This is a genomic window from Pantoea sp. ACRSB, from assembly GCF_022346905.1.
Classification (GTDB): domain Bacteria; phylum Pseudomonadota; class Gammaproteobacteria; order Enterobacterales; family Enterobacteriaceae; genus Pantoea; species Pantoea piersonii.
Genome location: NZ_JAKRNL010000001.1, coordinates 1,071,516 through 1,097,695, shown reverse-complemented (window position 1 = coordinate 1,097,695; position 26,180 = coordinate 1,071,516). Strand labels below are relative to the sequence as shown.

At 60.6% G+C, this 26,180-nt stretch carries 23 protein-coding genes; 15 read left to right on the top strand and 8 right to left on the bottom strand.

The genetic code is table 11. The annotated features are described in order from the left end of the window. Positions 1-8: 8 nt before the first annotated feature. Genes MHZ89_RS05355 through sbcD form a run of 3 tightly spaced genes read right to left on the bottom strand, consistent with a single transcriptional unit; the run spans position 9 to position 5,247 of the window. Entirely contained in the window at positions 9-368 is a 360-nt protein-coding gene (locus MHZ89_RS05355) for a cell envelope integrity protein TolA (protein WP_311782120.1), read from the bottom strand. Further along, a complete protein-coding gene (locus MHZ89_RS05350) occupies positions 368-4,051 on the bottom strand; it encodes an AAA family ATPase (protein WP_311782119.1) in 3,684 nt (1,227 codons plus the stop codon). The genes MHZ89_RS05355 and MHZ89_RS05350 overlap by 1 nt, the downstream gene beginning before the upstream one ends. Continuing rightward, positions 4,048-5,247 (bottom strand): exonuclease subunit SbcD, encoded by a 1,200-nt coding sequence (sbcD, locus tag MHZ89_RS05345; RefSeq protein WP_311782118.1) that lies wholly within the window; start codon positions 5,245-5,247, stop codon positions 4,048-4,050. Before sbcD ends, MHZ89_RS05350 begins: the two co-directional genes overlap by 4 nt. A 195-nt stretch (positions 5,248-5,442) precedes the next feature. Here sbcD and phoB point away from each other — a divergent pair, with 195 nt between their 5' ends. The 6 genes from phoB (at position 5,443) to proY (ending at position 12,819) form a co-directional block, all read left to right on the top strand. After that, positions 5,443-6,132, top strand: coding sequence for a phosphate response regulator transcription factor PhoB (phoB, locus tag MHZ89_RS05340; RefSeq protein WP_033788773.1), 690 nt, complete (start codon positions 5,443-5,445; stop codon positions 6,130-6,132). Positions 6,133-6,146: 14 nt separating this feature from the next. After that, positions 6,147-7,460, top strand: coding sequence for a phosphate regulon sensor histidine kinase PhoR (gene phoR / locus MHZ89_RS05335; protein WP_311782117.1), 1,314 nt, complete (start codon positions 6,147-6,149; stop codon positions 7,458-7,460). A gap of 18 nt (positions 7,461-7,478) precedes the next feature. Next, positions 7,479-8,411, top strand: a complete 933-nt coding sequence (locus MHZ89_RS05330) for a phosphate ABC transporter substrate-binding protein PstS family protein (RefSeq protein ID WP_311782116.1) — start codon at positions 7,479-7,481, stop codon at positions 8,409-8,411. A gap of 163 nt (positions 8,412-8,574) precedes the next feature. Next, positions 8,575-9,678, top strand: a complete 1,104-nt coding sequence (locus tag MHZ89_RS05325; protein WP_311782115.1) for a cobalamin-independent methionine synthase II family protein — start codon at positions 8,575-8,577, stop codon at positions 9,676-9,678. A 401-nt stretch (positions 9,679-10,079) separates the two neighbouring features. Further along, complete coding sequence (gene brnQ, locus MHZ89_RS05320) at positions 10,080-11,399, top strand: branched-chain amino acid transporter carrier protein BrnQ (protein WP_311782114.1); 1,320 nt, start codon at positions 10,080-10,082, stop codon at positions 11,397-11,399. Positions 11,400-11,466: 67 nt separating this feature from the next. Next, positions 11,467-12,819, top strand: a complete 1,353-nt coding sequence (proY, locus tag MHZ89_RS05315; RefSeq protein WP_311782113.1) for a proline-specific permease ProY — start codon at positions 11,467-11,469, stop codon at positions 12,817-12,819. Between the two features lie 69 nt (positions 12,820-12,888). On the opposite strand, the gene MHZ89_RS05310 is transcribed toward proY, so the two are convergent. The 3 genes from MHZ89_RS05310 to MHZ89_RS05300 form a co-directional block, all read right to left on the bottom strand. Continuing rightward, positions 12,889-14,844, bottom strand: coding sequence for an acyltransferase family protein (locus tag MHZ89_RS05310; RefSeq protein ID WP_311782112.1), 1,956 nt, complete (start codon positions 14,842-14,844; stop codon positions 12,889-12,891). Positions 14,845-15,187: 343 nt separating this feature from the next. Further along, complete coding sequence (locus MHZ89_RS05305) at positions 15,188-16,003, bottom strand: inositol monophosphatase family protein (RefSeq protein WP_311782111.1); 816 nt, start codon at positions 16,001-16,003, stop codon at positions 15,188-15,190. 129 nt (positions 16,004-16,132) lie between these two features. Continuing rightward, positions 16,133-16,714: an ACP phosphodiesterase gene (locus MHZ89_RS05300; RefSeq protein WP_311782110.1), complete on the bottom strand. Its 582-nt coding sequence runs from the start codon at positions 16,712-16,714 to the stop codon at positions 16,133-16,135. A 105-nt stretch (positions 16,715-16,819) separates the two neighbouring features. Between MHZ89_RS05300 and queA the strand changes: the two genes are divergently transcribed. The 5 genes from queA to secF all read left to right on the top strand — a co-directional run bounded on the left by queA (position 16,820) and on the right by secF (position 22,301). Further along, positions 16,820-17,890: a tRNA preQ1(34) S-adenosylmethionine ribosyltransferase-isomerase QueA gene (gene queA, locus MHZ89_RS05295; RefSeq protein ID WP_311782109.1), complete on the top strand. Its 1,071-nt coding sequence runs from the start codon at positions 16,820-16,822 to the stop codon at positions 17,888-17,890. Between the two features lie 76 nt (positions 17,891-17,966). Further along, positions 17,967-19,091: a tRNA guanosine(34) transglycosylase Tgt gene (tgt, locus tag MHZ89_RS05290; RefSeq protein ID WP_311782108.1), complete on the top strand. Its 1,125-nt coding sequence runs from the start codon at positions 17,967-17,969 to the stop codon at positions 19,089-19,091. Between the two features lie 25 nt (positions 19,092-19,116). Then, positions 19,117-19,449 (top strand): preprotein translocase subunit YajC, encoded by a 333-nt coding sequence (yajC, locus tag MHZ89_RS05285; protein WP_120451260.1) that lies wholly within the window; start codon positions 19,117-19,119, stop codon positions 19,447-19,449. A gap of 25 nt (positions 19,450-19,474) precedes the next feature. Next, on the top strand, positions 19,475-21,322 hold the full coding sequence (gene secD, locus MHZ89_RS05280; protein ID WP_311782107.1) for a protein translocase subunit SecD: 1,848 nt from the start codon (positions 19,475-19,477) through the stop codon (positions 21,320-21,322). A gap of 10 nt (positions 21,323-21,332) precedes the next feature. After that, a complete protein-coding gene (gene secF, locus MHZ89_RS05275; protein ID WP_120451262.1) occupies positions 21,333-22,301 on the top strand; it encodes a protein translocase subunit SecF in 969 nt (322 codons plus the stop codon). A gap of 115 nt (positions 22,302-22,416) precedes the next feature. Here secF and MHZ89_RS05270 read toward each other — a convergent pair whose 3' ends face one another. Both MHZ89_RS05270 and lysM read right to left on the bottom strand, forming a co-directional pair. Then, positions 22,417-22,980 (bottom strand): DUF3251 domain-containing protein, encoded by a 564-nt coding sequence (locus MHZ89_RS05270; RefSeq protein WP_311782106.1) that lies wholly within the window; start codon positions 22,978-22,980, stop codon positions 22,417-22,419. Positions 22,981-22,997: 17 nt separating this feature from the next. Further along, entirely contained in the window at positions 22,998-23,435 is a 438-nt protein-coding gene (lysM, locus tag MHZ89_RS05265) for a peptidoglycan-binding protein LysM (protein WP_311782105.1), read from the bottom strand. Between the two features lie 176 nt (positions 23,436-23,611). Between lysM and nrdR the strand changes: the two genes are divergently transcribed. The 4 genes from nrdR to nusB all read left to right on the top strand — a co-directional run bounded on the left by nrdR (position 23,612) and on the right by nusB (position 26,166). After that, positions 23,612-24,061: a transcriptional regulator NrdR gene (gene nrdR, locus MHZ89_RS05260; RefSeq protein ID WP_120451265.1), complete on the top strand. Its 450-nt coding sequence runs from the start codon at positions 23,612-23,614 to the stop codon at positions 24,059-24,061. 2 nt (positions 24,062-24,063) lie between these two features. Further along, on the top strand, positions 24,064-25,167 hold the full coding sequence (gene ribD, locus MHZ89_RS05255) for a bifunctional diaminohydroxyphosphoribosylaminopyrimidine deaminase/5-amino-6-(5-phosphoribosylamino)uracil reductase RibD (RefSeq protein WP_311782104.1): 1,104 nt from the start codon (positions 24,064-24,066) through the stop codon (positions 25,165-25,167). Between the two features lie 89 nt (positions 25,168-25,256). Next, entirely contained in the window at positions 25,257-25,727 is a 471-nt protein-coding gene (gene ribE / locus MHZ89_RS05250) for a 6,7-dimethyl-8-ribityllumazine synthase (RefSeq protein WP_103795113.1), read from the top strand. A 19-nt stretch (positions 25,728-25,746) separates the two neighbouring features. Then, the gene (gene nusB / locus MHZ89_RS05245) at positions 25,747-26,166 is read left to right on the top strand and encodes a transcription antitermination factor NusB (RefSeq protein ID WP_120451267.1); all 420 of its coding nucleotides are present in this window, start codon (positions 25,747-25,749) and stop codon (positions 26,164-26,166) included. Positions 26,167-26,180: the final 14 nt, after the last annotated feature.

Sequence of the window (26,180 nt, the reverse complement as noted above, 5' to 3'; positions counted from 1 at the left end):
GTGACGCGTTACTGCGTTGAGCCGAAGGCGAACTGCCAGTCCTCCGGCACGCCGACCGGCGGCAGCGGCAGGTTGCGCGCGCTGCTTACCTGCTGCCAGGCGCGCAGGCAAAGCGCCTCGTCGCCTTCGGTGCGCAGCACGCTGTAGCCGCCGTCGGCGCGGCGGTGTGCCGAAACCAGACAGGTTCGCCCCGGATAGCGCGGCGCGACGGTGCTGTTAAAGCTGCCCATCAGCTGCTGCTGAACGTCGCGTAAATAGTTGCACTGCGCCGCCGAGTAGTGGCGGTCGCAGGCGGGATCGCTTTGCGGTTTGCTGCTGCATCCCGCCAGCAGCACGCTGACGAACAGCAGCGCCATGCCTGTTTTCATTACGCCTCCTGAGCGCGGGGCAGCTCCAGTTTGCTGTAGCCTAGCCCGTTAATTTTACGCACCCGGATCTGCACCGGAATGCGCTCTTTCATCGCCTCGACATGGCTGATAACGCCGATGGTTTTGCCGCTGGCGTTGAGCGCGTCCAGCGCGTCCAGCGCGGTGTCGAGCGTTTCGGCGTCCAGCGTACCGAAGCCCTCATCGAGAAACAAAGATTCTATGCGCGTTTTCACGCTGACTAAATCTGAAAGCGCCAGCGCCAGCGCAAGGCTGACCAGAAAACTTTCGCCGCCGGAAAGCGTGCGCGTATCGCGCGCGGCGTCGGCCTGCCAGGTATCGATCACGTCCAGCTCCAGCGCGTCGCTGGCGCGGCGCTGCAGCAGATAACGACCGTGTAGCCGATCAAGCTGGCGGTTGGCGAGCGCCACCAGGTGATCCAGCGTCAGTCCCTGCGCGAAGCGGCGGAACTTATCGCCGCTGGCGGAGCCGATCAAATCATTCAGCTGACTCCACTGCTCAAGCGCCGCTTCATCTTCCTCTATCTGGGTCATCAGGCTTTGCTGCTGGTCGCGCAGGCGCGCATCGCTCTGCAGCTGCTGCTGCGCTTCGCCCTGCTGACGCGCATTGTCGCGCAGCGCCAGACGCAGCTGCTCAAGCTGCGCCTCCAGCGCGGCGGCGCTCTGCGGCGTCTCCTCTGGCTGGCTTTGCTGATGCGTCGCCCGACGCTGCGCCAGCTGCTGCCGCTGGGCCTGCAGGGCGTGACGCTGCTGCTCAAGCTGCTGCATCTGGCTTCGCAGCGCGCGCGCCTCCTCTTCGTCAAGCAGCGCGGCGCGCAGGCTGGCCTCATCGCTGAATCCTGCGGCAGCCAGCGCGGCGTTGAGCTGCTGCTGCGCCGCGCTCAGCGACTGAGTGACCTTGGCCTGCTGCGCGTCGAGTTCCGCCGCGCGTCCCGCCAGCTGGCTGAGCTGGCTCTGCGTTTTTTGCAGCGCCTCCAGCGCGGCGGAGAGCGCGGCCTCCTGCTGCTGGAGCTGCGCCTGCGCCTGTCGCCGCGCCGCAGCGACGTCGCGATCGCCAAACAGCGCCTGCCGGGCCGCGCGCTGCTGCGTCAGCGTCGCCTCGGTTTGCGCGCGCAGCTGTTGCAGGGTCTCGAGCCGCTGACGCTCGCTCTCCACGCGCTGCTGCAGGCTGGCGCACTGCGCTTCGGCGCGCGCCAGCTGCGGCTGTAGTTCGGCGAGCCGCTGCTCGCTCTCATTCCAGCGCCGCCAGCGCTGCTGCTGCTGTTGCAGCCAGCCGTCGCGCACCGCGGCATCGGGCAGGGCGACTCCCGCACCGGCCAGTTCCTGCTGCAGCGCGTCGCTGCGCTCCCGCCATTCGCGCTCCTCCTGCTCCAGACGCTGCGCCAACGCTGTGGCGCTCTCCTGCAGGTTAGTGAGCGTTTGCTGGGCCAGTTGAAGCTGCTGCTGATGCTGCTGCAGCGCCTGCTGATGTCGCAGGTACTCATCTTTCGCCTGCTGACGCTGGCGCGCGGCGGCCTCCTGCTGACGAACAAGCTGCTGCAGCGCCTGTTCTTCGCTGCTTTGCTGCTGCTGCCAGGCGGCCAGCGCGGCGCTGTCGCCCGCATCGAATGTAAGCGCCAGCTCACTCTGTAATGCCTGCCACTGCTGGCTTAGCACGTCCAGCTGCTGGGTTTCAGCGGCAAGCTCTTCCTGCAGTCGCTGCTGTTCGGCTTTCGCCTGCTTAACGGCCTCGCCTTTTTTGATGCCCTGTTCGCGCAGCGCCTCGACCTGCTGTTCCTGCTCGGCCAGACGACGCTGATTCTCGCTCAGCTCCAGCGCGGCGTAGCGATCCACCGCCGGATGCTGGCAGGAGCCGCACAGGGGGCAGGGCTGCTCCGGCTCAAGGCGCGCGCGCCACGCCGACAGATCGGCGATATGCTGCTCCAGCTCGCAGATTTTTTTGATATCGGCCAGCGCCGCTTTTTCGCGCGCAAAGGTCGCGCGCAGCGTTTGCAGCGTCTCCTCATCCTGCCGCAGCGTCTTTTCCAGCGCGGCGAGGCGCTGCTGTCGCGCGGAGATATGCTGCTGCAGCGGTGTCCACTGCGAGGCCAGCACCGCCAGCTGCTGGCGGTGCGGGCGGCTCGCCTCAAACTGCGCCTGGCGGGCCAGCAGCGCCTGTGGCGGATGTGTCTGCTCTGACGCGGCCAGCGTCTGTTCTGCTCTCTGCAGCGCGTCGGCCGCCTGACGCTCGGCGTGGCTCAGCGGCGTCGCCTGCTGCTGCAGCTGCGCGATATTCGCCTGTCGCTGCGCCAGCGCCTGCTGCTGCTGACGCTGCTGTTCACGAAGCGATTCCAGCGCGCTTTCCCGCTGCGCCAGCTGGGCGAAGCGCTCCTGCCACAGCGCCAGCGAAGGGCCCCACTGCGGCAGCGTTCCCTGATCCGCGCGCCACTGCTGCTGCTGCGTCAGCGCGGCCTGTAGCTGCTCCCGCTGCGCCGTTTCCTGCTGCAGCGCGTTCTGGCTTTGCGTCAGCGCCTGCTGCTGCTGGTCAGCTTCTCGCTGCTGCTGCTGCGCCTGCGCGAGCAGGGCGGCGATCTGCTGATCGAGCGGGATCACCTGTTCCGTCAGCAGCATCTCCTGCGCCTGTTGCTCGCGCAGCGCCGCGTCGCGCGTCGCCAGGGCTGCGTCACGGCGCTGCTGGTCGCTTTGCGCCTGCTGTTCGATGGCCTGACGCTGCTGCGCCAGCTGCTGCTGCGTCTGCTGCAGATATTGCTGTTCATGCAGCAGGCTGTCGCGCTGGACAAGCTTATCGCGCAGCTTCTCCGCCGGTTCGCTGCGCGCCAGACGCTGGCGATCCGCTTCCGCGCCGAGCCAGGCCTGCTCCGCCGCGTCCAGTGCCGCCTGCGCGGCCTGGATATCGCTGTCCAGCTGCTCTGCCTGGGTCAGCCACTGATGCTGTTGATGCAGGCGCGTGTTCTGCTGAGTAAGCGCCTGCTCCGCTTCGGTCAGCGTCGCCAGCTGCCGTTGCAGCGCGTCGCGCGCGTCAGCGTCGAGCAGCGTCAGAGTGCCGGCGCGGCTGCGCAGGTTCTCCAGCGCCAGCCGCGCCGCCTTGTGGCGTTCATAGATGGCGACGGAGATCTGGCCGTAGATTTCGGTACCGGTCAGCTCTTCCAGCAGTTCGGCGCGCTCGCCGGGCTTCGCATTCAGGAAGGCGGCGAACTGCCCCTGCGACAGCATCATCGAACGGGTAAAGCGTTCAAAATCGAGGCCCGACAGCGACTCAATCAGCTTTAGTTTATCGTTTACCTTATCCGCGAAGATTTTGTCGTCGATGCAGCGCGCCAGCTCGACGCGCGGCGCCTGCAGCTTGCCGTCGGCCGCGCCGCGCGCGCGGTTCTGGCTCCAGAAGGCGCGCCAGGCTTCGCCTTTGATCTCAAACTCCACTTCGGCGAGGCATTCGGCGGTGTCGCGCGTCATCAGCCCGTTTTGCGTCTGCGACAGCACGCCGAGGCGCGGCGTCTGGTGATAGAGCGCCAGGCAGATGGCGTCGAGCAGGGTGGTTTTGCCTGCGCCTGTTGCGCCGGTAATGGCGAACAGACCGTTGCTGGCGAAGGGTTCGGCGCGAAAGTCGATAAACCATTCGCCTTTCAGCGCATTAAGGTTTTTAAAGCGCAGCGTGAGGATCTTCATTCACTCTCCTCAAGGGATGCGAGGGTGGAACGGAACAGGGCGCTGAGGCGCGCCTGCCGCGTCTCATCAATATCCTCCGCCAGCGCGATGCGGCGGGCGAACACCTCTTCCACCTTTAGCTCGCTCAGGGTTTCGTTTTTCAGCTGCGCCAGGCTGTGCTGACGCTGTTCGCGGCTGCGGCGCAGCAGCAGTACTTCAACCGGCAGCTCAGCGGTCAGCGCTTCGATGCGGCGCTGCAGATCGCTGAGAAACTCCTCGGTGGTGACTTCAATATCGAGCCATACCGGCTTCTCGCCCTTATAAGCGGCGAAAGGCGCCAGCTGGGCTTCGATCTGCGCCAGCGAGCCTTTCAGCATTTTCATCGGCTGGAACGGCGGTACCGGCAGCGCCGTGACGCTTTGTAAGCCTGCGTTATCCAGCTCCACTAAAAACACGCTCTTTTCGCTGCCGAGTTCGTCGAAGCTGAGCGGTAGAGGCGAGCCGCTGTAGCGGATATGATCGCTGTTGGCGACGCGCTGGGCGCGATGGATATGGCCGAGCGCCACGTAATCGACGTCGGGAAAAGCTGACGCGGGAAAAGCGTCGAGCGTGCCGATATAGATATCGCGCACCGAATCGCTTTTGCTGACGCCGACGGTGGTGAGGTGGCCGGTGGCGATCACCGGCAGCGTCAGCGGATGCGCGCGCGCCGCGTCGACGCTGCGCTGGTAGTGCGCGGCTATCGCTTCCAGCAGGCTGAGCTGCTTCTCGCGTCCCGACTGGCCCGGTCGGCTGCGCATAATATCGCGCGGACGCAGATAGGGAATGGCGCACAGGAGCGCGCCCGGCTCGCCGGCGCGATCCCGCAGCAGCAGCAGGTTATGATCCGCCTGCGGCGTGGTGATCACCTGGGTATTGAGACAGGCGAGCAGCGCGCGCGACTCGTTGAGCGTGGCGACCGAGTCGTGGTTGCCCGCCAGCACCACCAGCTGACAGCCGGTCGGCTGCAGCGCCACCACGAAACGGTTGAAAAGCTCACGCGCGTAGCTTGGCGGCGTGCCGCTATCAAAGAGATCGCCCGCGACGATCAGCGCATCGACCTGATGCTCTTCAATGCGCGCCAGCAGCCACTCCAGAAAAGCCTGGTGCTCCGCCGCCCGGCTCTTGTTATAGAAAAACTGACCGAGGTGCCAGTCCGCGGTGTGAATGATGCGCATAAAACTCCTTGCCGTAACGGTTTGCCGGACGATTATACCGGCTATGGCGCAAAAGCGAAAAAAGCCGCGCCGGCTGTCATAAAGCAGTGTTAAAGCGCTGATTAAGCGGCTATGTTTTTCATAAAAGTGTCATAAATCTGACGCATAATGGCGCCGCATATAACGGTGACAGCGGTCACATCAGCAGGAGTTACAATGGCTAAGCGCATTTTGGTTGTGGAAGATGAAGCCCCTATCCGTGAAATGTTGTGCTTCGTTCTGGAGCAGAACGACTACCAGCCCATCGAGGCCGAGGATTATGACAGCGCGGTAGGGAAACTGATTGAGCCCTGGCCAGATTTGATTCTGCTGGACTGGATGTTGCCGGGCGGCAGCGGTATTCAGTTTATTAAACATCTTAAGCGCGAAGCGCTGACCCGCGATATTCCGGTGATGATGCTGACGGCGCGCGGCGAAGAGGAAGATCGCGTACGCGGTCTGGAAGTGGGCGCAGACGACTACATCACCAAGCCTTTCTCGCCGAAAGAGCTGATGGCGCGTATCAAGGCGGTGATGCGCCGTATTTCGCCGATGGCGGTGGAAGAGGTGATTGAGATGCAGGGCCTGAGTCTGGACCCTTCGTCGCACCGCGTGATGTCGGAGTCGACGCCGCTGGAAATGGGGCCGACCGAATATAAACTGCTGCACTTCTTTATGACGCATCCAGAGCGCGTCTACAGCCGCGAACAGCTGCTGAACCACGTCTGGGGCACCAATGTGTACGTGGAGGATCGTACCGTTGACGTGCATATCCGCCGCTTACGTAAGGCGCTGGAAGTTTCCGGCCATGACCGCATGGTTCAAACCGTTCGCGGTACGGGGTATCGTTTCTCCGCCCGCTACTAAACGGAGTCTTAACCGTGCTGGAACGACTCTCCTGGAAGAGATTGCTCTCTGAGCTGGCGCTGGCGTCTCTGCCCGCGCTGATTATTGGGCTGATTTTCGGTTATCTGCCCTGGCTACTGCTGATTAGCGCCCTGTCGGTGCTGCTGTGGCACTTTCACAATCTGATGCGCCTGTCGCACTGGCTGTGGGTGGATCGTACCATGACGCCCCCAACGGGCCAGGCGAGCTGGGAGCCGCTGTTTTACGGCCTTTATCAGATGCAGCTGCGCAACCGGCGGCGGCGGCGCGAGCTGGGCAATCTGATTAAGCGCTTTCGCAGCGGCGCCGAGACGCTGCCCGACGCGGTGGTGCTGACCACGGAAGAGGGCACCATTTTCTGGTGCAACGGGCTGGCGCAGCAGCATCTCGGCTTGCGCTGGCCGGAAGATAACGGGCAGAACATCCTTAACCTGCTGCGCTATCCCGAATTCTCCCGCTACATCCGCCAGCGCGATTTCAATAAGCCGCTCACCTTAATCCTGAATAACCAGCACCATATGGAGTTCCGCGTTATGCCCTATAGCGAAGGGCAGTGGCTGATGGTGGCGCGTGACGTCACGCAGATGCACCAGCTGGAGGGGGCGCGCCGCAACTTCTTCGCCAACGTCAGCCATGAGCTGCGCACGCCGCTGACGGTGCTGCAGGGCTATCTGGAGATGATGAACGACTCGGTAATGAACGAGCGCTCGCGCGGCAAGGCGCTGCAGACCATGCAGGAGCAGACGCGCCGGATGGACAGCCTGGTGCGCCAGCTGCTGACGCTGTCGCGTATTGAGGCCGCGCCGGCGATCGATATGAAAGAGACGGTGGACGTGCCGATGATGCTGCATCTGCTGCAGCGCGAAGCGGAGACGTTAAGCAGCGGCCGCCACGAGATCCATTTTCATACCGATCCGCATCTCAAGGTGCTCGGCGATGACGATCAGCTGCGCAGCGCCATCTCTAACCTGGTCTATAACGCGGTGAACCATACGCCGGAAGGCACCCGCATCGACATCAGCTGGCTGCGCAACCGGCAGGGCGCGCAGTTCAAGGTGTGCGACAACGGGCCTGGCATTCCGGCTGAGCATCTGCCGCGCCTGACGGAGCGCTTCTACCGCGTGGATAAGGCGCGCTCGCGCGCCACCGGCGGCAGCGGGCTGGGACTGGCGATCGTCAAGCACGCCCTCAGCCACCATAACGCGCGGCTGGAGATCACCAGCATTCCCGATAAAGAGACCTGTTTTACCTTTACGCTGCCGTCGAGGTTGATCGTCAGCGCGGGATTGCAGGAGAATGCCGTCCATTAACCGTTAATGGAATCTTTCATGCGCGCCTTGCTGCTGTTGCTTTCACTTTTTATGCCCGCGATAACGCTGGCGGCGCCGCAGCCCGAAATGCTGACCGGCAACCTCAGCAGCGTTGGCTCAGACACGCTGGGCACGCTGATGATGCTGTGGAGCGAGGATTTCAGTGCGCTGGCGCCGGGCGTAAATTTGCAGGTGCAGGCCTCCGGCTCTTCCACCGCGCCGACCGCGCTGGCGGCGGGCGCCGCGCAGCTAGGCCCGATGAGCCGTCCCATGCAGGCGGAAGAGCGACAAACCTTTCAGGCGCGCTACGGCTATGCGCCTCTCGCCGTACCGGTGGCGCTCGACGCGCTGGTGGTGGTGGTCAATCAGCGCAACCCGCTGACGCAGATCGATATGCGCCAGCTGGACGCTATTTTTTCCGTGACGCGCCTGTGCGGCGCGACTCAGGTGCCAACGCGCTGGGGCGTGATGGGCGAGCGCCAGCCCGACTGGGCGCGCCGACCAATCCAGCGCTACGGGCGCAATTCCGCTTCCGGGACCTGGGGATTCTTTAAACAGCAGGCGCTGTGCAACGGCGACTTTCGTTCTGACGTGGCGGAGTTTCCCGGCTCAGCGGCCGTGGTACAGGCGGTCGCCGCCAATCCGCGCAGCATCGGCTACGCCAGTTTCGGCTTTCATCTCAGCGGCGTGAAGATGCTCGCCGTGGTCGATGCGCAGGGCGCGGCGGTCGCGCCGGACGCCGACTCTATTCGCAGCGGGCGCTATCCCTGGGCGCGTCCGCTCTATATCTACGTTAATAAACCCCCTGGCAAACCCTTGCCGCCGCTGGTGAATGCCTTTTTGCATCAGGTGCTCTCGCCGCAGGGGCAGCAGCGAGTCAGCGAGGCGGGCTATCTGCCGTTATCGGCGGCGCAGCGCGCGCAGGCACTGGCGGCGATTGAGGCGCAGTGAACGCTAACATGAATTTTTTTCATCACCGCTGAAATTTCTTCTGTTGCAGATGAACCGCGCTCATGTCACTCTGTTTCCAGACGTTTAGCAATCCAGATGGCTGCACATAACTTAGCGTAATTATTCCCTGCCGTAATTAACGGTCAGGGTGCCAGGAGTGAAGATGACCGTACAGACCGCCCCCTTCCGCGCCGATACCGTCGGCAGCTTCCTGCGTCCCGCCGCGATTAAAAATGCGCGCGAGCAATATGCCGCTGGGCAGATCGATAAAACCGAGCTGACCCGTGTCGAAGACGAAGCGATTCGCGACGTCGTCACTAAGCAGATCGCCAACGGTTTGCAGGTGGTGACCGACGGTGAATTCCGCCGCGCCTGGTGGCACTTCGACTTTTTCGGCGGGCTGGAGGGCGTTGAGCTGTTCGAAGCTGAGCAGGGCATTCAGTTTAACGGCGTGCAGACCAAAGCACACGGCGTGCGTGTGGTGGGCAAGCTGGGCTTTCGCGATCACCCGATGCTGCAGCATTTCCGTTTCCTGCAAAGTATCGCAGGCAATGCGGTGCCGAAGATGACCATTCCCAGCCCGAGTGTGCTGCACTTCCGCGGCGGCCGTAAGGTGATCGACGAGACCGTTTATCCCGATCTGGCAGACTACTTTGACGATCTGGCCGAAACCTATAAAACGGCGATTAAAGCTTTTTACGATGCGGGCTGCCGCTATCTGCAGCTGGATGATACCGTCTGGGCCTATCTCTGTTCGGAAGATCAGAAGCGTCAGATCCGCGAGCGCGGCGACGAGCCTGAGCAGTTGGCGCATACCTATGCCCGCGTGCTTAACAAGGTGCTGGAGGGCAAGCCTGCCGATCTGACCGTGGGCCTGCATGTCTGTCGCGGCAACTTCCGCTCCACCTGGATTTCCGAAGGCGGCTATGAGCCGGTAGCGGAGATCCTGTTCGGCGGCGTGAATATCGACGCTTTCTTCCTGGAGTATGATAACGAGCGCTCCGGCGGCTTTGAGCCACTGCGCTTTATCAAGCCGGGCCATCAGAAAGTGGTGCTGGGTCTGGTGACCACTAAAAACGGCGAGCTGGAAGATCCGGAGCAGGTGAAAGCGCGCCTGCAGGAAGCGGCGAAGTTTGTCAGCCTGGATCAGATCTGCCTTAGCCCGCAGTGCGGCTTCGCCTCGACCGAAGAGGGCAACAGCCTGAGCGAAGAGCAGCAGTGGGCGAAGATCCGCCTGGTGGTCGATATCGCCGGTCAGGTGTGGTAACGCTGTAAAATTGTGCAAACAGGCGCGTAATACGCGCCTTTTGTGCATGACTACGGGCGTCAATGCTGAAATTTCTCACGCGCTGCGGTAAAAATAAGCACATCATCTGATGCCCTGTGGTGATATAACCGCGGTTTCCACTACTTTTATCCTGTTTTCCGCCATAACCTCCCGGTTTTCCGATCCCGTATTGCCTTTCTCCGCTATAAACGTTCTACTAACGGCCGTTGTCGCATCATCCCCCTTGTGAACAGAACAAAAGCAGCTTAAATCACCTGCGCGATTCGATTACAGCAAGCACAATGCTCTGGCATCGTGCGCTAAATCGTTGTCATTGCGCGGTTTGGGGACAACAGAAACCCAACTTCCACCGCAACACTCGTAACAGGCTATACAGTTGTATGACACACCGCTTAACCTCGAAGGATATCCTCGCGCTGGGCTTCATGACGTTCGCCCTGTTTGTTGGCGCGGGTAACATTATTTTCCCGCCGATGGTCGGTATTCAGTCAGGCGAACACGTCTGGACCGCTGCCATTGGTTTCCTGCTCACCGCTGTTGGCCTGCCGGTCATGACCGTTATCGCGCTGGCGCGCGTCGGCGGCGGCATTGACGCGCTCAGTTCACCTATCGGCAAGGCCGCAGGCCTGGTGCTGGCGACCGTCTGCTATCTGGCAGTCGGCCCGCTGTTCGCCACGCCGCGTACTGCGACCGTCTCATTTGAAGTGGGCATCGCTCCGCTGACCGGCGACGGCGCGCTGCCGCTGTTCATTTACAGCCTTATCTACTTTGCGCTGGTGATCGCCATTTCGCTCTATCCGGGTAAGCTGCTGGATACCGTGGGCCACTTCCTTGCGCCGCTGAAAATCGTGGCGCTGACGGTGCTCGGCGTTGCGGCGCTGATCTGGCCGGCGGGTACCATCGCGCCTGCCACCGAAGATTATCAGCGTGCTGCCTTCTCCAGCGGCTTCGTTAACGGTTATCTCACTATGGATACCCTTGGCGCGCTGGTGTTCGGCATCGTTATCGTCAATGCGGCGCGTTCGCGCGGCGTTGAGAGCGCCAGCCTGCTGACGCGCTACACCGTGATGGCGGGACTTATCGCAGGCGTCGGCCTGACGCTGGTCTACCTCAGCCTGTTTAAGCTCGGCAACGGCAGCGGCGCGCTGGTGGCGCAGAGCGCGAACGGCGCGGCGATCCTGCACGCTTACGTGCAGCAGACCTTCGGCGGCATGGGCAGCTTCTTCCTTGCGGCGCTGATTTTCGTCGCCTGCATGGTGACGGCGGTCGGCCTGACCTGCGCCTGTGCGGAATTTTTTGCGCAACACCTGCCGTTGTCGTATAAAGCACTGGTCTTTATTCTGGGTCTGTTCTCGATGGTGGTGTCGAACCTCGGCCTGAGCCATCTGATTCAGATTTCGATTCCGGTGCTGACGGCGATCTATCCGCCTTGCATTGTGCTGGTTGTGCTGAGTTTCACCCTTAACTGGTGGAACAAGAGCAGCCGCCTGATTGCGCCGACCATGCTGGTCAGCCTGATCTTCGGCATCATCGACGGGGTGAAAACCACCAGCTTTAAAGATATGCTGCCCGCGTTCTGCCAGCAGCTGCCGCTGGCGGACCAGGGACTCGCCTGGCTGCCGCCCGCGCTGGTGATGCTGCTGATTGCGGCGATTGTGGATCGCGTGAAAGGACGCGAGCAGGTTAGCGTTCACTCGTAACCGCCACTGCTGTTTTCTCCGACCACGGGCTTGCCCGTGGTTTTTCTTTTCACAGGTACAGGTTGTTATGCAAGAAACCAACAAGCTCAAACGCGGACTGAGCACGCGCCACATCCGTTTTATGGCGCTGGGATCGGCGATTGGCACCGGACTGTTCTACGGGTCGGCGGATGCCATCAAAATGGCGGGACCAAGCGTGCTGCTCGCCTATATTATCGGCGGCGCGGTGGCGTATATCATCATGCGCGCCCTCGGCGAGATGTCGGTGAACAACCCGCAGGCCAGCTCTTTCTCGCGCTATGCGCAGGATTATCTTGGGCCGCTGGCGGGCTACATCACCGGCTGGACCTACTGCTTTGAAATCCTGATCGTTGCCATTGCCGACGTTACCGCCTTCGGCATCTATATGGGCGTCTGGTTCCCGGACGTGCCGCACTGGATATGGGTGCTGAGCGTGGTGCTGATTATCGGCGCCGTCAATCTGATGAGCGTGAAGGTCTTTGGCGAAGTTGAGTTCTGGTTCTCTTTCTTTAAGGTCGCCACCATTGTCGTGATGATTATTGCCGGTTTCGCCATGATTTTCTGGGGCATCGGCAACGGCGGCCAGCCGACAGGCATTCATAACCTGTGGAGCAACGGCGGCTTCTTTGCACACGGCGTGGTTGGCATGCTGCTGTCGCTGCAAATGGTGATGTTCGCCTACGGCGGCATCGAAATTATCGGCATCACCGCTGGCGAAGCCAAAGATCCGGCGCAGTCGATTCCGCGCGCGATTAACTCGGTGCCGATGCGTATTCTGGTGTTTTACGTCGGCACCCTGTTTGTGATTATGTCTATCTATCCGTGGAATCAGGTCGGTACCAGCGGCTCGCCTTTCGTGCTGACCTTCCAGCATCTGGGGATCGCGGCGGCCGCTTCTATCCTGAATTTCGTGGTGTTGACGGCCTCGCTGTCGGCGATTAACAGCGACGTGTTCGGCGTAGGCCGCATGCTGCATGGTATGGCGCAGCAGGGCCATGCGCCGAAAGTCTTTATGAAGGTCTCAGCGCGCGGCATTCCCTGGGTAACGGTGGTGGTGATGATGGCGGCGATGCTGGTGGCGGTCTATCTCAACTACCTGATGCCGGAAAAGGTCTTTCTGGTTATCGCCTCGCTGGCGACCTTCGCTACCGTCTGGGTGTGGATTATGATCCTGCTGTCGCAGATCGCCTTCCGCCGTAAGATTGGCAAAGAGGCGGCGAGCCAGCTGCGGTTTGCCGTACCGGGCGGCATCTGGACATCTTTGTTCGGCGTGTTGTTCCTGGGCTTTATCATCGCGCTGATCGGCTACTTCCCGGATACGCGCATTTCGCTCTATGTGGGTGTGGTGTGGATTGTGCTGCTGCTGGCGGGCTATAAGCTGGTACGCAAGACTGCATAATCAGAGGGGGGCGATGCCCCCCTTAACCTTTCTGGCGCTCGGAGCGTTATGACTTCTCTGTCAGCCCACCTACCAGCGGCTGCCCAGCGCAATTTCCACCCCCTGCGGGCTCAGATGGTTATCGTCGTAATAGAGCGGCAGACCCTGCCAGGTCACCAGACAGCCGCTGCGATTGCAAAGATTCTCCTGTAACGACACCACGCGCACGTCGCGCTGCTCATAGCTGCGCAGCAGCCGCGTCAAATCCGCTTCCGGCAGTGAATAGAGCCTGGTGCGCGCGTTCTGCGTCGGCAGAGGTTTCCAGTCGCTTAGCCACTGGCTCAGTTCGCGGCGCAGCGGCATATTGCGGTTGTTGCTGTAGCGCAGAGGGTCGAGAGCGAGCGATGGCGCCTCCTCAATCAGCACCACTTTTTTGCCCGCCTGGCGCAGCTGGGCAATGACCCCGCCCATGCCCTGGTTCAGGGCGCTGAGGTTGTCCTTGTCGGGATGAGTGAGATCGCGGTAGCCAGCGCCGGGCAGGGTTTCGATACCTGACGCCCAGGAGGCGGCGATCACGACTTCATCGATGCGGTCGCTTAATAATTCTTTCATTACCGCCTCATTGAACGCCGCGCACTGGCTGGCGTGCGCCGGCTGCTGGTAAAGCGCGCGCGTAACGCCCGCCGCCAGCAGCGGACAGGCGACTTTAGTGAACTGGTAGAGCGGCTTATGCTGCGCTTCTGCGTAGCGTGCCACGGCGCTGCGCATCGCCGCCGCATGGCTGTCGCCTGCCAGCGCGATGCCGGGACGCGAGGTCTGCGGCTGACAGCGTTTATCCGTCGAGGGCAGATTGGGGCCGGTATCAAGCAGGCAGGGATTCGCCTGGGCGTCAATTTTGTAGGTTTCGCCGCTGATCACTTTGTCGTTAACGCGCCAGGGGAGGCCACCGCTGCTCCATACGCCCACCATCGCGGCGGCAGCGGCGAGCGAGATCAGGCTGTAGGCAGGAATGACGAGGCGCGGCGCGCTGGCCGGGCGGCGAAAGGGCTGTTCGACATAGCGCCAGGTCAGCCAGGCGATCCCCAGCGCCATCGCGCTGATGCTCAGCCCCTGGTTGACGCTGACCGGTCCGTCGCTGCAGATACGCGCCAGCGCCAGCAGCGGCCAGTGCCACAGATACCAGGAGTAGGAGAGTTTGCCGATAAAGCGCATCGGCGCGTTTTCCAGCGCCAGACGGCTGAGCGCGCCGCGCGCCATAATAATCAGGCACGCCCCCAGCACCGGCAGCAGCGCCTGATAGCCGGGAAACGCGTCGCTTTTATTCAGCCTCAGGGCGCAGAAGGCGATGAGCGCCAGCCCGGCGAGGGTAAAGAGGCTGGCCCAGCCGCCGCCGACGGGTTTCGGCTTCCACAGCGCCAGCAGCACCCCGGCGCCCAGCTCCCAGCCGCGCGTCGGCAGCAGATAGAAGGCCTGCGAGCTTTCTTGCGGCGTCAGCCAGATGCAGCCCGCCAGCGACAACAGGCTCAGCAGCGCCACCGCGACGAACATCGGGATGCGCGCTCTGGCCGCCAGCAGCATTATGATCGGCAGCGCAATATAGAACTGCTCTTCAATGCCGAGCGACCAGGTTGTCAGCAGCGGATTTAAATCTGCCGGGGCGCTGAAATAATCCGCGCCTTTTAGCAGAATAATATTGGGCACCGAGAGAAACAGGGCAAAGCTGTATTTCGCCAGCTGGCTATATTCCAGCGGCGAGAGCAGGAAATAGCCGATAAAGAGCAGGCTGAACAGCATGGTCATCAGGGCAGGCGCAATGCGTCGAATACGTCGCACAGCGAACTGAAAGAGTGAAAACTGGCCGGAGGCGATGTCGCGGCTGAGAAGAGAGCCGATAAGAAAGCCTGAAATAACAAAGGCGATGTCGACGCCCGTATAGCCGCCCGGCAGGGTGCTGACGCCTGCGTGGAACAGCACAACCATCAGGATCGCTATGGCGCGCAGGCCATCAATATCCGCGCGATAATCCGCGGGTAAATGGGTTTTCATTATTGGGTTCCCCGAGTATCGGCAAAGGTAGTGAATACCGCTGATGCGCTGGCGCAGCCCATAAAGAAATCGGCGAATCCAGTCGCCGAAATAAGCAAATAACAAAATAAATAATGATAAAGGGATGATTGACGCCACTATGTTAAGCGAAAAAAAGGCGATGAAATCATGCGGAGGGTGAATATAGAAAAGTCCGTAGTGGCGCTAAAAAAATGGTGTAGGGAAGGTTATGGATAAATGCGCGACAGATAAGAGGCGTTACAGTGAGATAATGGCGGAATTAACGCGTGACGGGGCAGGGTAACGACGCGGCCTGCCAGCCGCGTCTCAGACGAAGGCGCGATTACCCTTGCTTAACGGCAGCAGCGCCGAGCAGCGCGTTAACTTGCGCATAGATGGCCGGGTTAGCGAGCAGCACCGGATTACCGTTTTTCAGGCCGTTGTTGGCCAGATAGTCGTTGGTAACGCCGCCCGCTTCGCGCATCAGCACGATACCCGGCAGGCTGTCCCAGGGATTCATATGCGCTTCGTAGTAGCCGATCAAACGGCCCGCGGCCGCCCAGGCGGTGGTGAGCGCGCCGGAGCCGATGCGTACGAACATGCCGCCCTGTTCAAGCAGGGCCTGAATGAAACCGGCGGTTTGAGCAGCCGACGCGCGGCTGGAGTTGCTTAACCCCAGCACGCCCTCGCTGAGGTGCTGCGCGCCATGCGCCTGCAGGCGCGTCTCGTTGACCCAGGCGCCGCGACCCGCGCGAGCGTGAAACAGCTCCTGATGGTTTGGATCGCAGACGACGCCGATTAGCGCTTCGCCGTCGCACAGTACGGCAAGCGAGACGCACCAGTTATGCAGGCCGTTGAGGAAGCAGGCGGTGCCGTCAATAGGGTCAACGACCCATACCCAGCGGGCGCCTTCGACGTCGCCGCCGCTCTCTTCACCCAGCACCGCATCGTCCGGGAAACGTTCGGCGATAAGGGTTTTAATCAGATCTTCAACGTTGCGATCCGCCTCGCTGACAACATCCTGTAAATCCCGCTTGTGTTCCACCACCAGCTGCTGGCGCTGCTGATACCATGCATAGGCGCGGCTGGCCGCCGCGCGGGCGATTTCACAGGCATAGTGGTAACGTGCGTCTGTTTCGGTTTGCGAAGCGGATGACATCCTTTCCCTCTTATCATTTATCACAGGCTGAATCGATCACGGGCCGGAAATAACGCGCCGGGAGCGCGCTATTGTTAAGCAGGGTTTCATTAAGCCGGAAATGCGAAGTGCTGGCAAGTCGGGAAAAGATCAGAGCGTTTTGCTGCGCGCCAGCGTCATCAGGCGCGGATAGAAGCGGAAAAACAGCGTTTCCAGCAGGGCGTAGTGATCGGTGAAGTCCTGATAAGAGTCGCGCAGCGCGGCGAGGCGCGGCCGCCGCTGAGCCATGCCGTTGAGCACGCGCGCCATGCGCGTCGGCTCGGCATAGTGCTCAAACCAGCGTTCGCGCCACATCACCGCGTTCAGCGCCTGGAAGCTTTCCGGCGTGCCCGCCAGCTGCGGCACGACGCGCTGTTCGGCAAAGCGCGAGAAGGCGGTCAGCGTCATGTCGGGGCAGATTTGGTCCCAGTGGCGGGCGAGAAAGTGATCCCAGACCACGTCAAGCGTAATGGGCGCGACGCGACGCGTCTGCGGACGAAACAGCGGGCGCGCTTCCTGCACTTCAGGCAGCGCGTCGGTCATCGCATCCAGTCGGCGGTGCATCAGAATGCCGTCAGCGACCGGCGTCGGCCACAGTTCGTGCGGATTTCCGCGCACGAAATCCGCCAGCAGGTTGCCGAGCAGCGAGCTTTCGGCGAGGTGAGCGAGGTGAAGATGAGCAAGAAAGTTCATGCCGCATTATAGCCAGAAGTGCGAACGCGCAGCCAGTTGTTCAGAATTGGCCGCTTTTCCGCTAAACTGTGCCGCCTGTTTTTATGCCTGAGTAAGAAGTTAGCCATGCGTGTCGCCGATTTTGCTTTTGAGTTGCCTGAATCTTTAATCGCCCACTATCCGCAGGCGCAGCGTAGCGGTTGTCGCTTGCTGTCGCTGGACGGTCCGAGCGGGCAGCTGACACACGGAGTGTTTACCGACGTGCTGGAGAAGCTGAATCCCGGCGATCTGCTGGTGTTCAACAATACGCGGGTGATCCCGGCGCGCGTCTATGGCCGTAAAGCGAGCGGCGGCAAAATCGAAATGCTGGTGGAGCGCATGCTGGACGATAAGCGCGTGCTGGCGCACGTACGCGCCTCCAAAGCGCCTAAGCCCGGCGCGCAGCTGCTGCTTGGCGATGATGAAAGCGTTAAAGCAACCATGGTGGCGCGCCACGATACGCTGTTTGAGATCGCCTTCGAAGACGACCGCGCGGTGCTGGATATCCTCAACAGCGTCGGTCATATGCCGCTGCCGCCCTATATCGATCGTCCTGATGAAGAGGCGGACCGCGAGCTTTACCAGACCGTCTACAGCGCGCGTCCTGGCGCGGTGGCGGCACCGACCGCCGGTCTGCATTTCGACGAGCCTTTGCTGGCCGCGCTGCGCGAGAAGGGCGTAGAGATGGCGTTCGTCACGCTGCACGTTGGCGCGGGAACCTTCCAGCCGGTGCGCGTCGACAGCATTGAAGAGCATGTGATGCATTCCGAATATGCTGAGGTGCCGCAGGAGGTGGTTGACGCGGTGCTGGCGTGCAAAGCGCGCGGCAATAAAGTGGTCGCCGTTGGCACCACGTCGGTGCGCTCGCTGGAGAGCGCCGCGCAGGCGAGCAAAGCGGCGCTGATTGCGCCCTTCTTCGACGACACGCAGATTTTTATCTATCCGGGCTACGAATATCAGGTGATCGACGCGCTGATCACCAATTTCCACCTGCCGGAATCCACCCTGATTATGCTGGTGTCGGCGTTCGCCGGGTATCAGCATACTATGGCGGCCTATCGGGCTGCCGTCGCCGAAGCCTATCGCTTCTTCAGCTATGGCGACGCCATGTTTATTACTAAGAATCCGCAGGCACCGCACGAGAAAGTCGGCGCCTGATGACGTCCGGTTTATGGCTGCGCCGTAAACTGCTTGTTTAACCATCGCATCAGACTGTTTCTCTGATGGAGGCTTTGTGAAGTTTGAACTCGACACTACCGACGGGCGCGCGCGCCGTGGCCGTCTGATTTTCGATCGCGGCGTGGTGGAAACCCCGGCGTTTATGCCGGTGGGCACCTACGGTACGGTTAAAGGCATGACGCCGGAAGAGGTACAGGAGACCGGCGCGCAGATTATTCTCGGCAATACCTTTCATCTCTGGCTGCGTCCCGGCCAGGAGATCATGAAGCTGCACGGCGACCTGCACGACTTTATGCAGTGGAAAGGCCCGATCCTGACCGACTCCGGCGGCTTCCAGGTCTTCAGCCTCGGCGATATTCGTAAGATCACCGAAGCGGGCGTGCACTTCCGTAACCCGATCAACGGCGATCCGATCTTCCTCGATCCTGAAAAGTCGATGGAGATTCAGTTCGATCTGGGATCGGATATCGTGATGATCTTCGATGAGTGTACGCCATACCCGGCGGACTGGGACTACGCGAAACGCTCTATGGAGATGTCGCTGCGCTGGGCAAAACGCAGCCGCGACCGCTTCGACAGCCTGGGCAACAAGAACGCGCTGTTCGGCATTATCCAGGGTTCTGTTTACGAAGATTTACGTGATGTCTCGGTCAAAGGTCTGGTAGAGATTGGCTTTGATGGGTACGCTGTGGGCGGCCTGGCGGTGGGTGAGCCGAAAGAGGACATGCATCGCATCCTGGAGCACGTTTGTCCCCAGATCCCGCACGATAAACCTCGTTACCTGATGGGCGTCGGCAAGCCGGAAGATCTGGTGGAAGGCGTACGTCGCGGCATAGATATGTTCGACTGCGTGATGCCGACGCGCAACGCGCGCAACGGCCATCTGTTTGTCACCGACGGCGTGGTGAAAATCCGTAACGCGAAGCATAAAGACGACACCTCGCCGCTGGATGCGGAGTGTGATTGCTACACCTGTCGCAATTACAGCCGCGCCTACTTGCATCATCTTGATCGCTGTAACGAAATACTCGGCGCGCGCCTGAATACCATTCATAACCTGCGCTACTACCAGCGCCTGATGGCGGGTTTACGCCAGGCTATCGAAGAGGGTAAATTGGAGCGCTTTGTTAGCGAGTTCTACCAACGGACGGGCAAAGCGGTTCCGCCGTTAAACGTCTGATAATTCTATTAATGAGGGAAATTAAATGAGCTTTTTCATTTCTGACGCTGTGGCAGCCGCAGGTGCACCGTCGCAGGGAAGTCCGTATTCTCTGGTGATCATGCTGGTGGTGTTTGGCCTGATTTTTTACTTCATGATCCTGCGTCCGCAGCAGAAGCGTGCGAAAGAGCACAAAAAGCTGATGGAATCTATCTCCAAAGGTGACGAAGTGCTGACCAGCGGTGGCCTGGTAGGCCGCGTGACCAAGGTTTCCGACACGGGCTATGTTTCTATCGCCCTGAACGAGACCAACGAAGTGGTTATCAAACGTGATTTCGTGGCTGCCGTCCTGCCGAAAGGTACGATGAAGGCGCTCTAATATTTACTTCCCTAAGGGAACTGCCGTGTTAAATCGTTATCCTTTGTGGAAGTACGTGATGCTGGTCGTCGTCATTCTTGTCGGCCTGCTCTATGCACTTCCCAACCTGTATGGTGAGGATCCGGCTGTTCAGGTCACTGGCGCGCGCGGCGCCGCCGCCAGTGAGCAAACGCTGGATCAGATTCAGAACCTGTTAAAACAAGAGAATATCCAGAGCAAATCCCTCGCGCTGGAAAACGGCGCCATCCTGGCACGCTTCGCTAATACGGATGTGCAGCTGCGCGCCCGTGAAGCGATTATGAATAAGCTTGGCGAAAACTACGTCGTCGCGCTTAACCTCGCGCCGGCTACGCCGCGCTGGCTGAGCCTGCTGGCGGCTGAACCGATGAAGCTCGGTCTGGATCTGCGCGGCGGCGTGCACTTCCTGATGGAAGTGGATATGGACACCGCGCTGGGCAAGCTGCAGGAGCAGAATGCCGACAGCCTGCGCAGCGACCTGCGCGAAAAGAATATCCCCTATACCAACGTCAATAAACTCGCCAACTACGGCGTGGAAATCCGTTTCCGCGACGGCAACAGCCGTGATGAGGCGATTAACTGGCTGACCGCTCGCCATCGCGACCTGGTGATCTCTTCCAGCGGCAGCGACGCGCTGCGTGCGGTGATGAGCGATGCGCGCCTCAGCGAAGCGCGCGAGTACGCCGTTCAGCAGAACATCACCATCCTGCGTAACCGCGTTAACCAGCTCGGCGTCGCCGAACCGCTGGTGCAGCGTCAGGGAACTGACCGTATCGTGGTTGAACTGCCGGGTATCCAGGATACCGCGCGCGCCAAAGAGATCCTCGGCGCCACCGCTACCCTGGAGTTCCGTCTGGTTAATACCACCGCCGATCCGACTGCCGCCGCCAACGGCCGTGTGCCGGGTGACTCGGAAGTGAAACAGACGCGTGAAGGCCAGCCGGTTGTGCTCTACAAGCGCGTGATCCTGACCGGTGACCATATCACCGACTCAACGTCCAGCATGGATGAGTACAACCAGCCGCAGGTGAATATCTCGCTGGACGGCGCGGGCGGCAATATCATGTCTAACTTCACCAAGGACAATATCGGCAAGCCGATGGCGACCCTGTTCGTGGAGTATAAAGACAGCGGTAAGAAAGACGCCAACGGCCGCGCGGTGCTGGTGAAGCAGGAAGAGGTGATTAACGTCGCCAATATCCAGTCTCGCCTTGGCAACAGCTTCCGCATCACCGGCATCAACAACCCGAACGAAGCGCGCCAGCTCTCGCTGCTGCTGCGTGCGGGCGCGCTGATTGCGCCGATTCAGATTGTGGAAGAGCGCACCATCGGCCCGACCATGGGCGCGCAGAATATCACGCAGGGGCTTGAAGCCTGCCTGTGGGGCCTGATCGCCTCCATTCTGTTTATGGTGGTGTTCTATAAGAAGTTCGGCCTGATCGCCACCAGCGCGCTGCTGTGCAACCTGGTGCTGATTGTCGGCATCATGTCGCTGCTGCCGGGCGCCACGCTTACCATGCCGGGTATCGCCGGTATCGTGCTGACGCTGGCGGTTGCGGTGGATGCGAACGTACTGATTAACGAGCGTATTAAGGAAGAGCTGAGAAACGGGCGTTCCGTGCAGCAGGCGATTCACGAAGGCTATAAAGGCGCCTTCTCCAGTATCGTCGACGCTAACGTAACGACGCTGATCAAGGTCATCATCCTGTATGCCGTTGGTACGGGTTCAATTAAAGGCTTTGCGATTACCACCGCTATTGGTATCGCCACCTCGATGTTTACCGCGATCGTTGGAACGCGCGCCATCGTGAACCTGGTGTACGGCGGCAAACGCATCAACAAGCTGTCTATCTGAGGAGTGCGTTGTGGCACAGGAATACAATATTGAACAGCTGAACCACGGGCGTAAAGTCGTCGACTTTATGCGCTGGGACACGCTGGCGTTTATTATCTCCGGCCTGCTGATCGTGGCGTCTGTCGCCATGGTCTCAGTGCGCGGTTTCAACTGGGGTCTCGATTTTACCGGCGGTACGGTGATCGAGATCGCGCTGGAGAAACCCGCAGAGCTGGATACGCTGCGTGACGGGCTGGAAAAAGCGGGTTATGCCGATCCTATCGTGCAGAACTTCGGCAGCAGCCGTGACGTGATGGTGCGCATGGCGCCCATGGACGGCCCGGCTGGGCAGGAGCTGGGCAACAAGATCATTACCATCATCAATCAGACCACCCAGCAGAACGCGACGGTGAAACGCATTGAGTTCGTCGGCCCGAGCGTGGGCAGCGACCTGGCGCAGGCGGGCGCGATGGCGCTGCTGTCGGCGCTGATTGCGATTCTGATCTATATCGGCTTCCGTTTTGAGTGGCGTCTGGCGCTCGGCACCGTACTGGCGCTGGCGCATGACGTGATCATCACCTGCGGCATTCTGTCGCTGGCACATATCGAGATCGATCTGACGATCGTCGCCTCGCTGATGTCGGTGATCGGCTACTCGCTCAACGATAAAATCGTGGTGTCCGACCGTATTCGTGAGAACTTCCGCAAGATCCGTCGCGGCTCTTCTTACGATATCACCAACGTGTCGCTGACCCAGACGCTGAGCCGTACCCTGATCACCTCGCTGACCACGCTGGCGATGATCCTGATCCTGTTCATCTTTGGCGGCGCGCTGCTGAAAGGCTTCTCGCTGACGATGCTGATCGGCGTCACCATCGGTACCATTTCGTCGATTTATGTCTCTTCCGCGCTGGCGCTGAAGCTGGGCATGAAGCGCGAACATATGCTGGTGCAGAAGGTAGAGAAAGAGGGCGCGGATCAGCCTTCAATCATGCCGTAACGCGCGAGCGTGATAAAAAACGGGCTGCCATCTGGCAGCCCGTTTTGTTTAGGGGAGGGAAGGGGGCTCGCTCGCGCAGGCGCGGCTTTGTTTTCCCCTCTTCGTCCGCTTCTCTTTACTGCGCGGTAGGAACGGCAGGGGCGTCGCCAACCACGTCATGCACGCGCACAAAGCCGAGCTGATCCGGCGCGAAGCCGCTCAGACGCAGCGGCACCGTTACTGAGGCGCGCGGCAGCAGCGTGGAGGGCACTTCGATAGTCTGGCTCAGGCTGCTCGCCTCCAGCGGTTTACCCGTCGCCGGGTCTCGCTCGCCCCACACCACGCGCGCATGCAGCGCCGGAACGGCCTGACTCTCTGCCGCGCTAATGGTGAGGTTGGCGCGTGAGCCGTTGGCTTCCGCGGCAAGGCGCGTCAGCGAGAGACGCAGCTTGCCGAGCTGGGTTTGCAGCTCCACCGGCGTGTTAGCCTGCGGCACCAGCCAGGCACCCTGCGTCGAGTTGCTGTTAAGCTGCCCCTGGATTTCGATAGCGCTCGCCTGATTCGTCAGGTGGCGCATCTGCTGATTCAGCTGGCTCACTTCCTGATGCAGCTGATTCACTTTTGGGCTGGTAGGCGTCGAGCTACAGCCGCTTAACAGCGCTATCGTACACGCCAGCGGCGCCCAAACCGTCCTGATCATAAAGCGTTCCTTTTCCGTTATTTAGGAATACGTAATACCTGGCCTGGATAGATTTTATCAGGATGCGTCAGCATCGGTTTATTGGCTTCGAAAATTTTGTTGTATTCGTTGGCGTTGCCATAAACGGTCTTTGAGATCGCGCTCAGCGTGTCGCCTTTTTTCACGGTGTAGAGCTCCGCTTCCGGCGCGTTGTCGGTTGTTTTAACCTGGTCGTCGACTTTGGTGATGCCCGCAACGTTACCGGCCGCCACCAAAATTTTCTCTTTCAGCTCTTGAGAAATGCCGTCGCCGCTCACCGTTACGGTGTCGCCGTTTACCGCCACGTTCACTTTGTCGCTGTCCGGTAAGCCCAGTTTGTCGATGTGCTCCTTCAGCTTTTTGCTGGCGTCATCATGGCTGGACACTGCGTCCCACAGTTTTTCGCCTGCCTCTTTCACAAAGTTAAACAAACCCATATATCCTCCAGATTGTCGTGGTGTAAGCCGCCTTTCTGACGACATCATTAAGCATAGACATTTTCTCGCTACGTCTCCTGCCGAAAGGCAAAAGTGGAAAGGCACGCTTATACATTTTGTTGACTTGCCATTCGCGCTACACTGTGTGGCCCATTTATTTAGCGTCAGGAACCGTCATGCACTGCCCATTTTGCTCTGCTGTGGACACGAAAGTCATTGATTCCCGTCTGGTCAGCGAAGGATCGTCTGTGCGGCGTCGCCGGCAGTGTCTGGTGTGCCATGAGCGTTTCACCACCTTCGAAGTGGCGGAACTGGTGATGCCGCGGGTAGTGAAAAGCAATGACGTGCGCGAACCCTTTAACGAAGACAAGCTCAGCAGCGGCATGATGAAGGCGCTGGAGAAGCGTCCGGTGAGCGCCGATGCGGTCGAAAGCGCGGTAAACCATATCAAAACCCAGCTGCGCGCCACCGGCGAGCGGGAAATTCCCAGCAAGCTGATCGGCAATCTGGTGATGGACGAGCTGAAAAAGCTGGATAAGGTCGCCTATATCCGTTTCGCCTCGGTCTACCGCAGCTTTGAAGATATTCGCGATTTCGGCGCGGAGATCGCGAAGTTACAGGATTAACCATGACTGATGAACGCTATATGGCGCGCGCGCTGGAGCTGGCGCGGCGCGGACGTTTCACGACGACGCCTAATCCCAACGTGGGCTGCGTTATCGTGCGCGACGGCGAGATAGTCGGCGAAGGATGGCATCAGCGCGCCGGTGAGCCGCACGCCGAAGTGCACGCGCTGCGCATGGCGGGCGACAGGGCGCGCGGCGCGACCGCTTACGTTACGCTCGAGCCTTGCAGCCATCACGGCCGCACGCCGCCCTGCTGCGACGCCTTGATCGCCGCCGGCGTCAGTCGCGTGGTCGCGGCGATGCAGGATCCCAATCCGCAGGTCGCCGGGCGCGGCCTCTACCGCCTGCAGCAGGCGGGCATCGCGGTGAGCCACGGCCTGATGATGGCGGAAGCGGAGGCGCTGAATCGCGGCTTCCTGAAGCGTATGCGTACCGGTTTTCCTTTTGTTCAGCTCAAGCTCGGCGCCTCGCTGGATGGCCGTACCGCCATGGCGAGCGGCGAAAGCCAGTGGATTACCTCGGCCGCCGCGCGTCGCGACGTGCAGCGTCTGCGCGCGCAAAGCTCCGCTATTCTCAGCAGCAGCGCCACCGTACTGGCGGACAATCCTTCGCTGACGGTGCGCTGGCCAGAGCTGGATGAAGAGTCGCGTTCGCTGCTGAACGAAGCTGCGCTGCGCCAGCCGCTGCGCGTGGTGGTGGACAGCCGCAACCGGGTCACGCCGCAGCATAAACTGATTACGCAGCCGGGCGAAACCTGGCTGATGCGCGCCGCGCCTGACGAGCAGCCCTGGCCGGAGAGCGTGACGCAGATTGCTGTGCCGCGGCGCGGCGAGCAGCTCGATCTGGTGGCGCTGATGATGCTGCTCGGCAAACGACAGGTGAATAGCCTGTGGGTCGAAGCGGGCGCGTCGCTGGCTGGCGCGCTGCTGCAGGCGGGCGTGGTGGATGAGCTGATTATCTATCTGGCACCAACGCTGCTCGGCGACGCCGCGCGCGGCCTGTGCCAGCTGCCTGGCCTGCAGCATCTGGCTGATGCGCCAGCCTTTTCATTCTGCGACGTGCGCCAGGTCGGCCCCGATCTCCGCCTGACGCTGACGCCGCGCTGACGGCGGCGGAAAAGCGAGAGCACGCCGCCAAAGAGTGTGATAGAATCCGCCCCCCTGCGGGGCCATAACAAAACCCTGAAAGGATAAGTATGAAAGTTATCGAAGCTGCTGTTGCCACGCCTGAGGCCAATGTTGCCATCGTCATCGCGCGTTTTAACAACTTCATCAACGACAGCCTGCTGGACGGCGCGATCGATGCCCTGAAGCGTATCGGTCAGGTGAAAGATGAAAACATCACCGTCGTCTGGGTTCCAGGCGCGTACGAACTGCCGCTGGCAGCCCGCGCGCTGGCGAACAGCGGCAAGCACGACGCCATTGTGGCGCTGGGCACCGTTATTCGCGGCGGCACCGCTCACTTTGAATATGTCGCCGGCGAAGCCAGCTCCGGCATCGCTAATGTCGCGATGACCAGCGAAATCCCGGTAACGTTCGGCGTGCTGACCACGGAAAATATCGAGCAGGCTATTGAGCGTGCCGGTACCAAAGCGGGTAACAAAGGCGCCGAAGCGGCCCTGACCGCACTCGAAATGATTAACGTATTGAAAGCCATCAAAGCCTGATTTTTGTAAGGGGAATTTTGTGAAACCTGCTGCTCGTCGCCGCGCCCGCGAGTGCGCTGTCCAGGCGCTCTACTCCTGGCAGTTGTCTAAAAACGACATTGCCGATGTGGAATACCAGTTTCTGGCGGAACAAGACGTCAAAGACGTCGACATTACCTATTTCCGCGAACTGCTGTCCGGTGTGGCGACCAACAGCGCGTATCTGGATGGGCTGATGAAACCTTACCTGTCGCGCCAGCTGGAAGAGCTAGGCCAGGTAGAAAAAGCAATCCTGCGTATTTCGCTGTATGAACTGAGCAAGCGCGATGATGTGCCCTATAAAGTGGCCATCAACGAAGGTATCGAGCTGGCGAAAGTGTTTGGCGCTGAAGACAGCCATAAGTTCGTCAACGGCGTGCTGGATAAAGCCGCTCCACAAATCAGACCCAATCGCAAATAAAGAAAAGGCCAGCT